This is a genomic window from Granulicatella sp. zg-84 (assembly GCF_010892375.1).
Classification (GTDB): domain Bacteria; phylum Bacillota; class Bacilli; order Lactobacillales; family Aerococcaceae; genus WM01.
In genome coordinates, this window is record NZ_WNJX01000010.1 from 35,979 (window position 1) to 50,604 (window position 14,626).

Below are 14,626 nucleotides of genomic sequence, written 5' to 3' on the forward strand. Positions count from 1 at the left end.
CTCCATAGAACTCCTACTCAAGATTTGCTTTAACTGCATGCATCAGTGCCGTTTGTATTTTATCTTTTTGTTTCAATGCTTTCATCACATCAAAGTCAATTGTCCCTTTTGTCAATATGTGATGAATAATGACTGTATCTTGTTGCCCTTGGCGATAAAGCCGTGCATTCGTTTGTTGGTACAACTCCAATGACCAAGTGAGTGAATACCAAATCAATGTCGACCCACCTTGCTGTAAATTAAGTCCATGTCCTGCACTTGCTGGATGAATTAAAGCAACAGCTATTTTACCGTCATTCCAATCCGTAATGTCTTGGCTAGTTTTAATTTCTCGCACATCCAAGCGTTTCATGATTCTATCACGATCACTTTGAAACCAATAAGACACTAACACAGGTTTACCATTGGCCGATTCAATTAAATCTTCTAATGCATCCAACTTCTTATCGTGAATGGTATGTGTGACTTTATTCTCGTCATACACCGTACCATTTGCCATTTGTAACAGTTTGTTGGATAAACTGGCTGCATTGATAGCGTCAATTTCAACATCTTTTACGGTCGTAATCATTTCTTGTTTTAAGGTGTTGTATATCTTTTGTTCTCTATCGCCAAGACTTACCACCACTTCATTCATCACACATTCTGGCATTTCAAGATAATCTTTAGCTTTCATCGAAATGGTAATATCACTAATCGCTTGATAAATTCTATCTTCAGCATTGGCTTGTGGTTTGTAAGAATAGACAATTGCACCATTACGTTTATCTGGTACGAAGTAAGTATTGCGATAATGACTGATGTATCGCCCCAGTCTTTGACCAAAATCTAAAATACGAAACTGAGCCCATAAATCCATTAACCCATTACTGCTTGGTGTGCCCGTCAAACCAACAATACGTTTAATATACGGACGTACCTTGAGTAGACTTTTCACTCGTTTGCTTTGGTAAGACTTAAAAGAACTCATTTCGTCAATCACAACCATATCAAAGTCAAATTTATACCCACTCTTATTGATCAACCAATCCACATTCTCTCGATTGATTAAATAAATATGGGCTTTTTGCTTTAATGCCTGTTGTCGTTCTTTCTCACTCCCAACAACGATTGAATACGTTAAATGCTTTAAGTGTGACCATTTATTGATTTCACTTGGCCAAGTCGCACTGGCTACTCGAAGTGGTGCAATGACCAATACTTTTGATACGTCAAAATAATCAAGCATTAACTCATCAATAACTGTCAAAGTGATGATACTTTTCCCAAGTCCGCAATCCAATAATAACGCTGATGCATCATGCTTTAAAATAAACTCACTGGCGTACCGTTGATACTTATGTGGCTTGTATTGCATGGATAATCCCTCCAATCTGTACCACGTCATCAAGGACAAAGCACTGAACCCCTAGACTGCTCAGTTGTGTTATCCGCTTGACTTGAATGGCTCTTGGTTTCTTGCCTTTTTGCTTTACTTCCACAAACCCTATCTTCCCATTAGGCAGTAATACCATTCGATCGGGGATACCTACCATCCCCACTAGCTTGATACACAACCCATCAGCTTTTTTCACTTCAGCTACTAATTTTTGTTCAATGTATTTTTCTTTCACTGTGCTAATGCCTCCCAAATTTTCTCTATATAGTTTATATACGTGTATTTACTGTATCTATCTCTCTATTTCTTATATATTTATATTATTTATAATAATAAGAACATAAGAACACGACTCAGTAAAAAGCTTGATAGAATAACTTTTTACTGATGTGCCTATGGAATGTTCCTACCATTAAAACTTAGGTACGATACGTTTTCAAACTGTGTACCTAACATTTCCAAAACACTGATTTCCCTTGGAACACTCTCAAGAACACGACTTAGGTACGTAAAAATATTGCGGTCCGTAAATCGAGAAACGCTTCTTCTGATGTTCACGAATCCAACCTAGTTTTATTAAAATAGAAATGATGTCGTTTGAGTCGGTACGTTTAATGTTGGCGCGCTCTTTTCCAAAACACTCACACCAAATTTCCAAAGTACAAACAGAATCACGCACGACAATACCTTTATGGTTCACATCACCAAATTCAGATTCTCCATTAATGTAATTTCTACGCTCGTACAGACTCATTGTATGCCAATTTTCAGGTAGCAATAAATCAAGATAATCCTTCACTAACCCTTCACGTTCGTCTGCTTCCATGGCTTCACGCTGTTCTTCTTTGGCCAGTAACACTTGCTTTTCATCAAGATAAAGTTTTTCACCGGCATCAACATACTGTTTAACCTCTGCCCAAATTTGCGACACATCCTCACTCGTTAATGCCCACGATTGTTTATTGCCATTACCGTTCACTTGAACAGGCCAAAAACGTCGATTGCCTGTGGTATCTCGCAAATACCCAGTTTCTGCATTCGTTGTCCCAATAAAAATACACTGCCGCGGATGTTGTGTGGCACGTCTGCCAAAGGCTGCACGGTAGACATCATTTTGTCTAGATAAAAATGAACGTAATGTCTCTACTTCTGCTTTTCGAAGTCCTGCCAACTCACCGATTTCTAATATCCAATACCCTTGTAATTTCTCCGCAGCAGTTTTATCCTTAGTATCCGACAAATGTAAACTATCAGAAAACCACTCACCGGCTAATTTGGAAATTAAGGTTGATTTACCTACTCCTTGTGGACCATTTAACACAAGCATCGTATCAAATTTGCATCCGGGTTGTTGAACTCGTTTCACAGCAGCGCACAACATTTTTCGTGTTATAGCTCTTACATATTCATTATCTGGTGCTCCAAGATAGTCAATTAATAAGGTATCCACTCGTTCAATTTTATCCCACTCAGGCAAGGCTTCCAGATAGTCACGAATGGGATGATAACTACGGTCATCTGTGATTTTTGTTACGGCAATGTCGTAGTTACGACTAGAAAAAGTCCCATACGTTAAATCAATATAAGAAATCAATTGTGCATCATCGGCATCCCGCCAATATTTAGACGGGTGTTTCCATGGCACACTTCCTTTAATCTCCATGCCATCAAGTAATTGATTGAAAACGAGCGATTTTAGGTTGTCATCATTCTCTAATATCAACATCAAGTTTCGCAGTGTATTTTCAATAACACCTGTTTTTTGATGGTAGGTTAGCTTTTTCATCCAATCGTCATCACTTGAAAAATCAAGAATGGCTTGTTGCTTTCGCTCTTCTAACAGTGTGCGTTTAACGGCATCATCTTGACTGGCAAACACCCACATGTCCTTTTTATCGTCATCTCCAAACTTATGAACACGCACTAAATCAAAAGCGTTTAGTAATTTACCACCTGCTGGGTCACTCGCATGATGGCTATACACAAACTTATCATCATACACCACCACACCTGCACTTGACTCTGAGCCGACATGATCATAGCGATTCGGTATAGTAGTCGATTGGTAGATATCGGATAGAAATGTGTCAATCGTTTCAGTGATACTATACGTACGACAAAAAGCACCCACTATTCCTTCTTTTTCAAGTGGGTCTTTTTGTGTCTTATCATTCGTCTTAATGACTTGTGATTCTTTTGACGATACTGGCCATGTTGTTATATCCGTCCAATCATCGTATTTCGTAAGAACATCATCAGGATTGAGTAACGGCCCCTCTTGTACGTCAAATAGATAATCACCATCTTTAGACACAGATGGCCAATACATCAAACGTTCCACATCATAAGTTGTCACATCAAACAAATCGATGCCTATCTCTTTAGCCAGCATACGAGCCACTGCACCGTATTCTTCCGGACTCACATCACGGCTTAACGGAATAATGAAACGGTAACGAGGGTTATCTTTACGATGACTATGGGTTGAATACAATAAACAGCGATATGGAAAGAGCAAGGTTAACTCTTCCCAAATATCAACTGTCCCAAAATCCATATCTAATGTAACCATCGAACGACTCAATACATGTCCCTTCTTACGTCTCCCTTGCTTTAAATGCCCTGCGACAAAACCACCAACATCTTTAATATCTGCTTGTTGGCTCTTAGGCATTTTTTGATACTCTGAAACACTTTCAGTGGTTATGATGGGTGTTTTTAATCGGTCACAAAACTCATCCCAAGTTATTTCACTATTTTTCCATAATTTATCTGTTCGCTTATTCCCATACGCTATCTTCATCAACTGATTCACACTCCTCATTGAAATATCTAATCGGTTGTCGTCTACGTTTTGCGACAATTAACTCTTCTTTCATGCCGTCAGTTATACGATTGCCAAACACCCATACTTCCTGACACTTGCCAAGCATGATAATATCCATTGCCATCGCATCTTCCCGATGTTTCTCCTCGTCAAGAAATGGGAAGAGTACATGTGGTGTAATCGGTAAGTTCCCTTTTTGATAAGCAAAATTGGCATACCGTATGGCATTGTGAATGTGTTTTTCTGTATCACCTCGATACGGTGCACAGATATAGACAAGCGGCTTAAAGGCTTGTTGCTTTTCTGCCATGATGCGTTTAGTTGATTTTCCCATATTCTTCCTCCCATTTCACTTTGTACCATTCTAGGTGCTTTTTACAATCTTCATCATTTGGAAAGGCAACTAGTAAACCTACCTCCACCTTTTGTAGCACTTCAGTTTTATCAGCAAAAATACCGAATTCATTTTTTGTTTTCATGGTCTTACCCCCTTAGCTTTTTAGTACAGGCAGTACATACCACAGCAGTAGAAAATAAATCACTATCTTTTTCTGATAAGACTTCCGCCAAATCTACACTAAACTCGACACCACAATATGGACACCTTGTAAACACATTTTCGTCATGAATGTCTATGGTTAGTTCTAAGTCATTGCCAACTTTTTGCTTAATATAAAACATATCGTTTCTCCTTTATCATGTTGTATTTGAAGAAGTGATTCCTTCACTAGATAAAGGACAAAAACAAATTGTTTAAGTACCAAATATCAAAAAAAGTGAGAAATGATTCTCACTCTTTTTTATAAAATTCACAAGTATAGCCATCTGCATCTAAAATCAACCCAGTTGCCCACGGTGGTACTTGACTCATGATGCAACAGATGTCATCTAAAGAAGCGTTTGTTGCTTCAATAATGACTTCATCATGGACATGCGCAACAATTTGATAGTCTTTTAAGTTCATCATGGCATACATCAAAATATCTCGTGCAATCGCTTGAACAATATTTTCAACAAACTTTGGTCCGTAGCTTTCAATACGCTCCCATTTTTTAGTTGCACCTACACCATCATAGGTGACAGACTCTCCACCGAATGTATTCTCACCAATACGTGGTTTTATATAGGTTAGTTTCCGTCCACTTGGCAGATGAATGAAAAGCATACCACTTTGGTAACTGAACGTTATCCCATGCGTTCGAGTGATCCTTCTTTCTTTAACCGTTTCTTTGACACACTTATCAACTGCCCACCATAACTGCACGATATTTGGATTAGATCCTCGCCACGCATTCACAAGTGGTTGAAGTTCTTCTGGTTTAAGCCCCGTTTCAAGAGCACCCATCGCAGTTAAAGCTCCAACTGAACCACCGTAACCACAGGCTAATTCGGCAATCTTCCCTTTCTGCCTTAATTCACTGTTCACTCCGTGTTTTTCAACAGGTACACCAAACATCTGACTTGCCGACATACAATAAATGTCTCCACCTTGTTTAAATAGATCCTCTCGCCACGTTTCTTTGGCTAACCATGCGATAACGCGCGCTTCAATCGCTGAGAAGTCTACGACATAAAACAACCCATTCGGGATAAACGCTGTCCGAATCAATTCGGATAAAACGTTAGACGTATCATCATAAAGGATACTCAACGCTTCCATGTTGCCTTGTTTGACAAGTGCTCTTGCTTCTTTTAAATCGGATATGTGGTTCTGAGGAAGATTTTGTAGTTGTACCAATCTGCCACTAAATCGCCCAGTACAATTCGCACCTAGAAACTGAAACATGCCTCGACAACGATTATCCTTACAAGCCACATCTTGCATGGCTTGATATTTTTTAACAGATGGTTTGGCGAGTTGTTGTCTTAGTTGCAATACTCTATTGACTGTACCGGTCGTGGTTTCAAGCAATGTATTGACTGCCTTTTTATCTAAACTGCTAACGTCTAATCCCTGGTCGTTTAACCACTGTGATAATTGTATGACTGAATTGGGATTATCTAAATGGGTAAGGCGTTGTTGTTCTGCTAATAACAAACATCGATTTTGTTCATCTATTTGAATAGCTTGTTGGACAAAATCACGATCAATTTGAATACCACGGTCATTAATGCTTTGATCTAATACATACTCATCCCATATAAAGTCTGGTACTTGAAACTTGTTTAGTTTGTTGGCTATCGCCATTTCAACTGCCACATCACGTTTATTATAGGCTTTAAATTGTATCCATTTATCCTCATCATGATAAAAGAAGTTTCGTGTTCTGTGTCCATTTGTCTTTGTTGGTTGGCATGGTACACAAAAATATCGGATGAACTCTTTGCCTGTTTTTAGCTTTTGTTCGTCTAATCCTAAAACTGCTCCCACTCCTTCAAGAGATAAAGGTAACCCCATGTAAGCAGACCACACCATCGTACATCGCCAAGCAGATGGATTTAAATAAACACCTAAATACCGAGATAAACATACCCGTTCAAACTGTGCATTAAATGCCCATTTCAAAACCGTATCATCTTTTATGGCGTCTATAATCTCTTGTGGGATTGTTTCACCTCTTGCCAAATCAACCACTTGCACATCCCCGTCATCTACTGCATAGGCAAAAAGGAGGACGTCAAAGTCCTCACTCTCTGCGTATTTGTAAACACCTGATTTCGTCAAGTTCACACTAGAAAACGACTCAATATCAATGTTTAGCTTTCTCATTTAATTGTTCCTTTACATACAAATACAAATCTAATAATCGTTTGACCACAAACTCCACAACTAAAACACCCACTGCCACCAAGATAAAGTTTTCCATGCTCATTTTCTTTTTCTCCCTTTCCACTTGTCAATCCAGTCACACATAATATGTATCCACGATGCGATAACAATAGCCACCGCCACACCAAAACACATCATGAGCATAAATCTATCCATCTCTGTCATGTCACATTCCTCCCTAAGCTAAGAAATCATCATCTGTAATAGTGGTGAAATCATCACTCGCACTACTACGTCCACCTAAGGGTTCACCGTCTTTTACTTTTTGGATGTTTCCTAAACCACAAGCAATTCCTTTGTTGCCGTTAGAATTAAATGCATAGAATGATAATGACACACGCGCGTAACATCCAGAATATACGTCATGACGATCCAAAATTGGCTGTACATTCATATCCACGATTTGTGGTTTGGTTAGTGAGTTCGCATTAATAAAGTAATGCCCTTTATACGCTTCATCGTCACGTTCGATATCTCCATCACGAAGGGGCGTTTTAATGGCTGCTTTATTCGGTTTCTTACCACCAAACTTCGCAATCCCCTCTTCAATAGCTGCATCGATGGCTTGTTCGATTTTCTGTAAAGTAGCTAAGTCATCTTTAGGAATTAATACGGACACTGAATATTTTTCAGCACCACCATTAATCGACTTAGGTTCCCACCCATTAAAATAAGATAATCTTGTATTTAATCCTGTGATTACTTTTGTTTGTTTCATATTATTTTTCCTCCGTAAATTCATCTTTTGCTTGTGTTAGATTGATTGCTCTACGCTTATCACTTTCTGGTACTAATACAGGTGTTCCAGCAGGTTTGACAATCAGTGTTTTAAATAGTTCTTCAAATGTTGTTTTACCCATTAACTTTTGTAAATCGGTCATAGACAATAGGGATTGTTTATAAATATTATCATACCCATTTGCTTTTGCGATTTGTGCGACTTTTTCTTCATCCGTAAATTTGCGAACCGTTCGACCTGCCACTAATTTGAAACCGTCCCATGCCTTGCCACTTTTAATCGCTACTTCAGTTGCATACGCTTTAACTTCAGTTGCCCACTTAGCTAAATCATCCACATGATGAAGGACTTCTTCCACTTCGGCATCGGTTAATAAATGTGGCGACTTCAATTCAAAACGGTCTAACTTTTTATGGTGGTCATACCTGGCACGCAGTACGACACCACAATTTGAAAACTGACACCAAGGTCCATACTCAATGACACCTTTGCCTTCAAATGCCAATTCAGCTTTTTCTTTCAGTTCTGTTTCTGCCCATTCCATCAATTTTTTGGTTGACATCGTATCTGTTGATACATTATATTTTCTCGGTTGAAAGATGGTCATCACCACTTCTTCCATGTCATATAAGGCGTCATATAATTTTAATGCCCCTAGTGCATACAGTTTCATCTGTGGATTATCAACTGCCGATACGTCAACACCACGTCCATACTTAAAGTCAATAATGTGTATTTTTTTATCCGACACGATGACACAATCCCCCGTACCAAATCCTTCTGGCACATAGTCTGAAAAGTCCAGACGTTGTTCAATGAGTACAATCGGATCTTTGGTTGATTGTTTGATGATGTCAAGTTGTTCTAAAATGTAAGTCACATAGTCATCAGTATATTCATCCAGTTCTTTATCTGTCACTTGAATGGTTTTGTGCGACATTCCTAGTGATTTTCTAAGTTTATTTTCTGCCACAGCATGTGCTAGTGTCCCCTCATGTGCTGCTTCACTGGTTTTGTTTTCAAAATACGACTCTAGCCTAGGCAATGGTGGACATGTTAACCAACGATGACTGCTTGATGCCGATAATAAAGCGTGGTTATTCATGACCTAATCCCTCCGCTTTCTTTAAAAGTGTAGGGTAATCTTGAGGTTTTACGTCACTTAACTTAGTCGCACCACATGCCGTGATGATCGCTTTGATTTCTTTGGTAAATCCTAATCGACTCTTATCCGCTAGTACCGCTCGGACATCTTCTAGTTTAATCTCTTGAACCGATGACTCCTTTGTTTGTGTCAATAAAGATGCCAAGTCAGCCTTAATAACCATCAGTTGGTTAATGTGTTGGTCTAAGTCCAAGATGATTTGATCCAGTTGTTTTGTTTTTGCCATTGACGTGTTCTCCTTTCTTAACTAACATACCATTTACTCTTTTAGTAATACGTTGATTGACTTCGTGAATTGACATCAACACTTCTGTTATGTCATCGTTAATCGTTTTTCCCATCATGAAGGTTCCTCCTTTCTAAGAAGCACTTGCCTCTCGAAAGTAATCGGACACTTCTGATGAGTTTAAGTACTAGTTTTCTAAAAAATGTAATTTTAATGTTTTAATGGCATTCGTTTTTCGTTTATTCACGCCTTTTTGGCTCATGCCAACTTCTTTGCCTATAGCCGATTCCGAATATCCTTGACTAAAAAGCAACATAATCTTCTGGTCGAGTTCACTCAGTTTTTCTAATTGTGCTTTCAATTCAGATAGCAATTCTTTTTTCATAATATCGTCTTCTACACGAGATGGGTCTATAATGTCTAAGTCATACGCTTCTTTAACATACTCAACAGATACTTGTGTCATACCACGTTCTTCAAAATAGGCTTTTTTACGTTCTTCTTGTTTCAATTCGCGCCAAATCGGACGCATGTATGCGTCATATTCTTCTTTTGTACACGGAATAAGAATCACTCTCTTGGTAATATTCCCTATTTTCCACCATCTGACATCTTCTAATGTATAGCCTTTAGCCTTAATGAACCGTTTATCTTCTTCTGGATTTACTTCCATTGGGATATAGTGTTGTTTCTTTAAATTTTCCATTAAAATTTCTCCTTTGAGTTGGGATTCATCTCAAAGGACGAGAAACAAAAAGAACCATAGTATTCAACGCACTAGGGTTCTGTAACTGCACCAAATAGGCACGACAAAAACACGGAAGTGAGTTGAATTTTTTAAGATTCTAATAAACTTTTATTGTTTATTTATCTTTTAAAATTCTTTTTACTCTCGTCCGTTCTTGTAGGCCTACTTGAACTTTTATGAGATTTTTTGTGAATTATGTGTTTACTTTCGCAAATAGTATCTTTGACCCAAGATAAATATTCGTGATATACTTTACACATAATCTTTAAGTCATAATCATTATAATAAAAATACAAAAATAAAAACGGATAAAATAAGATACTTTCGTATCCCATGTCATCCGTTAGTAAGGAGAAAGTATGGAATTTAGTAAATTTTCTCAAAAATTTTATAAAGTGGTAACGTTTGGGCTAAGTAAAGGTCACTTTACAAAAAAATTAATTGAAGAAATTGTGAATCTACCTGAATCTAAATTACATTTACTTGACTTACAATTTGACACGTATCGAAGATATATGTCTGGTAAATCAAAAATTGACGGGTTATCAAAAAGTATAAATACATATATAGAATCAACTAGTTTTACTAATTTCATTTTGGATTTAGATGAATCTGTTATCCTAAATTTAGCAAAAGAGTTCAAAAATGATATACCTGATATGAATATTGATGATGTCGATGATATTGCAGATAAGATAACCGAATTATTTACTTCTATCTTGCTTAACAGAGAATACACAGTTGAAAATTCAAATAAGCCGTATTCTATAATTCAAAAACAAAAATTATTAGAAAACCATATAGAAACTTTACATATAGGTGAAGTAAATATTCGTAAAATTAGCAACCATACACCTAACACACAAGAAAAACTAATCCCTGCTGAATTTTATAACCTAATTGTAGGTTTTCAAAATGCTACTTTTCGTGAAGGTAGTAACACAATTGGATCATTAATATTATCAAAAGATCGCGTACTCAACAGGTGGTGTGATGAAATTGTTTATCCTTTAAGTAAATTAAATATTGAATCCCGTCAATTTTTAACTTCATTAAATACTATATTTGCAAAGGATCAAGGTCCAATAGGAGATACTGAAGGAGATTTAGCATATTTAGGTGATATTAAGAAAATTGATGTATTAGGATCTAATGTAAAAATAACATTTGAATTAAGATCATCATTTTTACAACACGAATTATATAAAAATAATTTTGAATTAGGTATTGAAGATTTTGAACTTTACAATACGCATTGGGCTGTTAAAAATAGAGATCTTAGATATGAGTATGAACAACTTAGGTTTGATTTAATCCCCCTAAATGAGAATTAACAGAGGGAAAACAACAAAAATGAGAATCAACTATAACAAACTATGGAAATTACTGATTGATACGGATTGAAACAAGTCAAAACTACGTGAAGAAACGGAATGGATAAGTTACACTTATTAGAACCATATTATAGAACCCAAATTATACAGTCTAAAATGAAAAGGTAGTGACTTAACATCTGTTAAATCACTACCTTTATGAGCCATCAACCCTATTTGACATAGAGCCAATATTTATTGTTAAATACTTACTATTTTAACTCCCTTTTTTCTTTTCGACGACTTTTGATAAACGTTAATAATCCAAAACTAATAGCTGTTATACCATGCATCATACCACCGCTTTTTGATTCTCCTGTTTGCGGTAAAACTTTAGCTGGCGCATCAGTAGGAATATCATTTTGAACATCATTTTTCTCTTGTTGACTATCTAAAACATCATTACCTGGCGAGACGCTTCCTTCAGTTTTTTCAGTTTCTGTATTTTTTGTCACATCTTCATTAGATACTACTTCCGTTACTTTAACTGTTACTTCCACTACATCTGTTGAATTATCTGGATACGTCACGCGTACTAATACAGCCTCTTTATCTCCTGCTGTATCAGTTTCTGGAATTTTTCCAATTACTTCTAGAGTACCATTTGAACCTTCTGGAATAGTTACTTTTTCGAAAATATCTTTTTCTGTAATCATCGTACCTTTGGGAACAATTATCCCCCCACCTTCAGGAGTGTATTTATCGCTATCTTTTTTTACAACTTCATCAGATATTACTTCCGTTACTTTAACTGTTACTTCCACTACATCTGTTGAATTATCTGGATACGTCACGCGTACTAATACAGCCTCTTTATCTCCTGCTGTATCAGTTTCTGGAATTTTTCCAATTACTTCTAGAATACCATTTGAACCTTCTGGAATAGTTACTTTTTCGAAAATATCTTTTTCTGTAATCATCGTACCTTTAGGAACAATTATCCCCCCACCTTCAGGAGTATATTTATCGCTATCTTTAACAGCTAATCGATAAACGTGTACTCTATCGCCATTTTCAAGCTTTTTAGTTTCTAAAAGTTCATATCCATCAAACATAGTCGCTTCTTTTAATCCATATGCTTTAGAACTTAACTCTACACCATCTACTGTTTCAAAATGTGTATAGTCTATTCCAACTCGAATTTTACGCGGTTGAGTTAAATAATACTCATCGTGTACAATTGGGTCTGATTCATCATCTACATATTCAATCGAATTATTTTCATAAGCTGGTTCCTCTGTACTTGTATATGAAATAGTTCCCCAATCAAACTCAGAATTGAATTCCCCATTATGAAGTTTCTCTACTCCATCTTTTTCAAGGCTGGCATTAATATCCTCGTATATTTTAGCTTCTGTAAATTTTTTATAATTTTCTTTTGTTACTTTGTCTATAAAATCTAACTTAGGTGTATAACTAAATAGAAAAGCTCCCTTTTTCCCCTCTTCATCTACTAGTATTTCACCACTTTTTAAAGATTCATCTATTGAGACAATGGTATCATATGTTATATCCCAAGCTAAGTTTGTAACTGGCATACTCCAATATTCACTATACCCATTAAAAAACATAAACCGGTCTAAATCCAAATAGTCAACCTTAGATATTGGTAAATCGGCGATATATCTATCCCTACTTATATATAGTTCACCCTCAACCAAACCAATACTAACATTATTTACTTCTTCTTCTGAAAAATCATCTTGATAGACTAATGTCCCACGTTTGAAAAAATAGTAGTCCTCTCCTCTGAATTGATAACGATACACTGTTATTGTATCCACATCTTTGATTTTTGCTTTACGGTAGTCGAAAGTACCAGTATATACACGATAAACTTGATCAGCTGATAATTTAATTTTCTCCATACTTTTTTGCACAAATGACTCATAATTTGTTGCATCACTAAGTAATTGTCCATGATCCGTTTTACTTTTTAGCACATACTCGCTAGCAAAAATAGTTTTTGATGCTCCATTTTCTGGTTTCGTCTCTAAGAAAGCATTAATTTTCTCTATTTCAACATCCGATACGCCACTTTCAGCATATACTGATGATACATTAGATAAAAGTACTGTACATAGCAATAATGACGATACAATAGATTTGGAACTCAGCGAACGTTGCGAACCTTTATGTCCACTCGTCATTTTTTTGTTTTTAGACGTCATAAAATTTGTCTCCTTAATTGTAATTATTTTTCAAATATTAAAACCCTTTATTCCGTATTTATAAAAGTCAATCATTTCTGATTTTATACTTGGTGGAACGTTCAATTGTTGTACGACGTAATAGTAACCAACTAACTTATTATTAATCACTTGATAGATTCTCTTCATATAGTTAATGCCTGCTTTCGTTCGTGGTACATACTGTATATTAGATGTCCAGAAAGATTGAACAAACAAACATGTCACTAATAAATTAACTTCTCTATCTAGTTCTTCAGTAATATGCGATAGTATAAAATCAAAAACTTTATCAAGCACTAAATGCCGCTCGTCTTTTATCGACATTATAGAATTTACATTCGTTTGATTATAATAATATAGTGGCTCATCAATATAGTAGACACCGTTTGCCCTAGCAACTAAAATTGGCCACAAAGACAAATCTTCATAATATGAAAATTCTAAATAGCGTAATTCAGAAAATAATGCCCTCGCATACAAACCCGTATGACGAAAAGGCAATAACCACGTTGCCTCTCTAATAGAGACATAACGACTATATTGATTTTGATAAGCTTTATGATTTCTACGGCCGTCATACATAATACAATTGGACCGACACATCTTATACCCTTTTTGAATGCCTCCCATTAAACTAGAAATATATTCAGGCATCACCCAATCGTCAACGTCTACAAATGCAATGTACTCCCCTTTAGAAGCATCGAGTGCTATATTTGAAGCGTTACCTAAATCTGCAATATCACTCACAATCAGCCTCACTCTTGAATCTTTTTCTTTCCATTCATTAATTTTAAGAACAGAAGAATCTGTCGAACCATTTACAACACAAATGATTTCAAGATTGGGATACGTTTGACTGGTAACAGATGCTAAACATTTATCTATAAACGTTTCGCCATTGTAAATAGGGATAATAACAGTAATAAGTGGCTGACCCATCATTTTTTCCATCTTGTAACGAATCACTCCTAACATCTTAACCGACAACATTTTTCCTTAATATAAATAATCAGTTATTAGGTTATATATGTTGTTGACTGTGTCAACAACATACTATATGCGTAGTATATAGTATTGAAAACGTTTTCTTTTTTTGAAAAACTTCTTCGATATTGTCCTGGATACGAAAAAAGCGAACAAAGGATCGCTTATCTATCTTTTCAATTCAAATTACCTAACTATATTCCTTTTTCGCCTAATTCAGG

Annotated in this window: 16 protein-coding genes; 1 reads left to right on the top strand and 15 read right to left on the bottom strand. The window is 36.2% G+C overall.

All coding sequences use genetic code 11. The features are described from left to right. Nucleotides 1–13: 13 nt before the first annotated feature. The 13 genes from GMA06_RS03475 to GMA06_RS03530 form a co-directional block, all read right to left on the bottom strand. Nucleotides 14–1,357, bottom strand: coding sequence for a DEAD/DEAH box helicase (locus GMA06_RS03475; RefSeq protein ID WP_163561707.1), 1,344 nt, complete (start codon nt 1,355–1,357; stop codon nt 14–16). Then, nucleotides 1,338–1,613, bottom strand: coding sequence for a VRR-NUC domain-containing protein (locus GMA06_RS03480; protein ID WP_163561708.1), 276 nt, complete (start codon nt 1,611–1,613; stop codon nt 1,338–1,340). Before GMA06_RS03480 ends, GMA06_RS03475 begins: the two co-directional genes overlap by 20 nt. A 252-nt stretch (nt 1,614–1,865) precedes the next feature. Continuing rightward, entirely contained in the window at nt 1,866–4,181 is a 2,316-nt protein-coding gene (locus GMA06_RS03485) for a virulence-associated E family protein (RefSeq protein WP_163561728.1), read from the bottom strand. After that, on the bottom strand, nt 4,159–4,539 hold the full coding sequence (locus tag GMA06_RS03490; RefSeq protein WP_163561709.1) for a DUF4406 domain-containing protein: 381 nt from the start codon (nt 4,537–4,539) through the stop codon (nt 4,159–4,161). The genes GMA06_RS03485 and GMA06_RS03490 overlap by 23 nt, the downstream gene beginning before the upstream one ends. Beyond that, complete coding sequence (locus tag GMA06_RS03495; protein WP_163561710.1) at nt 4,523–4,684, bottom strand: hypothetical protein; 162 nt, start codon at nt 4,682–4,684, stop codon at nt 4,523–4,525. Before GMA06_RS03495 ends, GMA06_RS03490 begins: the two co-directional genes overlap by 17 nt. 4 nt (nt 4,685–4,688) lie before the next feature. Further along, the gene (locus GMA06_RS03500) at nt 4,689–4,886 is read right to left on the bottom strand and encodes a hypothetical protein (protein WP_163561711.1); all 198 of its coding nucleotides are present in this window, start codon (nt 4,884–4,886) and stop codon (nt 4,689–4,691) included. 109 nt (nt 4,887–4,995) lie between these two features. Continuing rightward, a complete protein-coding gene (locus tag GMA06_RS03505; protein WP_163561712.1) occupies nt 4,996–6,915 on the bottom strand; it encodes a DNA polymerase in 1,920 nt (639 codons plus the stop codon). 99 nt (nt 6,916–7,014) lie between these two features. Beyond that, nucleotides 7,015–7,140 carry a hypothetical protein gene (locus GMA06_RS08560; RefSeq protein WP_255465982.1) on the bottom strand — a complete coding sequence of 42 codons (126 nt, stop codon included), beginning with the start codon at nt 7,138–7,140 and terminating at the stop codon, nt 7,015–7,017. A gap of 13 nt (nt 7,141–7,153) precedes the next feature. Beyond that, nucleotides 7,154–7,717 (bottom strand): DUF2815 family protein, encoded by a 564-nt coding sequence (locus GMA06_RS03510; protein WP_163561713.1) that lies wholly within the window; start codon nt 7,715–7,717, stop codon nt 7,154–7,156. After that, entirely contained in the window at nt 7,695–8,819 is a 1,125-nt protein-coding gene (locus GMA06_RS03515) for a DUF2800 domain-containing protein (RefSeq protein WP_163561714.1), read from the bottom strand. Before GMA06_RS03515 ends, GMA06_RS03510 begins: the two co-directional genes overlap by 23 nt. Then, complete coding sequence (locus GMA06_RS03520) at nt 8,812–9,042, bottom strand: hypothetical protein (RefSeq protein WP_163561715.1); 231 nt, start codon at nt 9,040–9,042, stop codon at nt 8,812–8,814. The genes GMA06_RS03515 and GMA06_RS03520 overlap by 8 nt, the downstream gene beginning before the upstream one ends. A 7-nt stretch (nt 9,043–9,049) precedes the next feature. Continuing rightward, complete coding sequence (locus GMA06_RS03525; protein WP_163561716.1) at nt 9,050–9,223, bottom strand: hypothetical protein; 174 nt, start codon at nt 9,221–9,223, stop codon at nt 9,050–9,052. A gap of 69 nt (nt 9,224–9,292) precedes the next feature. Further along, on the bottom strand, nt 9,293–9,811 hold the full coding sequence (locus tag GMA06_RS03530) for a sigma-70 family RNA polymerase sigma factor (RefSeq protein ID WP_163561717.1): 519 nt from the start codon (nt 9,809–9,811) through the stop codon (nt 9,293–9,295). 401 nt (nt 9,812–10,212) lie between these two features. Between GMA06_RS03530 and GMA06_RS03535 the strand changes: the two genes are divergently transcribed. Further along, nucleotides 10,213–11,187 carry a hypothetical protein gene (locus GMA06_RS03535; protein ID WP_163561718.1) on the top strand — a complete coding sequence of 325 codons (975 nt, stop codon included), beginning with the start codon at nt 10,213–10,215 and terminating at the stop codon, nt 11,185–11,187. 251 nt (nt 11,188–11,438) lie between these two features. Here GMA06_RS03535 and GMA06_RS03540 read toward each other — a convergent pair whose 3' ends face one another. Together GMA06_RS03540 and GMA06_RS03545 are read right to left on the bottom strand one after the other, a co-directional pair. Beyond that, complete coding sequence (locus GMA06_RS03540) at nt 11,439–13,397, bottom strand: Rib/alpha-like domain-containing protein (RefSeq protein ID WP_163561719.1); 1,959 nt, start codon at nt 13,395–13,397, stop codon at nt 11,439–11,441. Nucleotides 13,398–13,427: 30 nt separating this feature from the next. Then, nucleotides 13,428–14,372: a glycosyltransferase family 2 protein gene (locus tag GMA06_RS03545; protein WP_163561720.1), complete on the bottom strand. Its 945-nt coding sequence runs from the start codon at nt 14,370–14,372 to the stop codon at nt 13,428–13,430. Between the last annotated feature and the right edge of the window lie 254 nt (nt 14,373–14,626).

Coding starts and splice junctions, on each gene's coding strand:
- GMA06_RS03485 (WP_163561728.1), bottom strand. CDS start 4,181: ATGAAGATAGCGTATGGGAATAAGCGAACAGATAAATTATGGAAAAAT.
- GMA06_RS03490 (WP_163561709.1), bottom strand. CDS start 4,539: ATGGGAAAATCAACTAAACGCATCATGGCAGAAAAGCAACAAGCCTTT.
- GMA06_RS03520 (WP_163561715.1), bottom strand. CDS start 9,042: ATGGTTATTAAGGCTGACTTGGCATCTTTATTGACACAAACAAAGGAG.
- GMA06_RS03510 (WP_163561713.1), bottom strand. CDS start 7,717: ATGAATTTACGGAGGAAAAATAATATGAAACAAACAAAAGTAATCACA.
- GMA06_RS08560 (WP_255465982.1), bottom strand. CDS start 7,140: ATGACAGAGATGGATAGATTTATGCTCATGATGTGTTTTGGTGTGGCG.
- GMA06_RS03540 (WP_163561719.1), bottom strand. CDS start 13,397: ATGACGTCTAAAAACAAAAAAATGACGAGTGGACATAAAGGTTCGCAA.
- GMA06_RS03475 (WP_163561707.1), bottom strand. CDS start 1,357: ATGCAATACAAGCCACATAAGTATCAACGGTACGCCAGTGAGTTTATT.
- GMA06_RS03530 (WP_163561717.1), bottom strand. CDS start 9,811: ATGGAAAATTTAAAGAAACAACACTATATCCCAATGGAAGTAAATCCA.
- GMA06_RS03535 (WP_163561718.1), top strand. CDS start 10,213: ATGGAATTTAGTAAATTTTCTCAAAAATTTTATAAAGTGGTAACGTTT.
- GMA06_RS03545 (WP_163561720.1), bottom strand. CDS start 14,372: ATGGAAAAAATGATGGGTCAGCCACTTATTACTGTTATTATCCCTATT.
- GMA06_RS03495 (WP_163561710.1), bottom strand. CDS start 4,684: ATGAAAACAAAAAATGAATTCGGTATTTTTGCTGATAAAACTGAAGTG.
- GMA06_RS03525 (WP_163561716.1), bottom strand. CDS start 9,223: ATGATGGGAAAAACGATTAACGATGACATAACAGAAGTGTTGATGTCA.
- GMA06_RS03515 (WP_163561714.1), bottom strand. CDS start 8,819: ATGAATAACCACGCTTTATTATCGGCATCAAGCAGTCATCGTTGGTTA.
- GMA06_RS03505 (WP_163561712.1), bottom strand. CDS start 6,915: ATGAGAAAGCTAAACATTGATATTGAGTCGTTTTCTAGTGTGAACTTG.
- GMA06_RS03500 (WP_163561711.1), bottom strand. CDS start 4,886: ATGTTTTATATTAAGCAAAAAGTTGGCAATGACTTAGAACTAACCATA.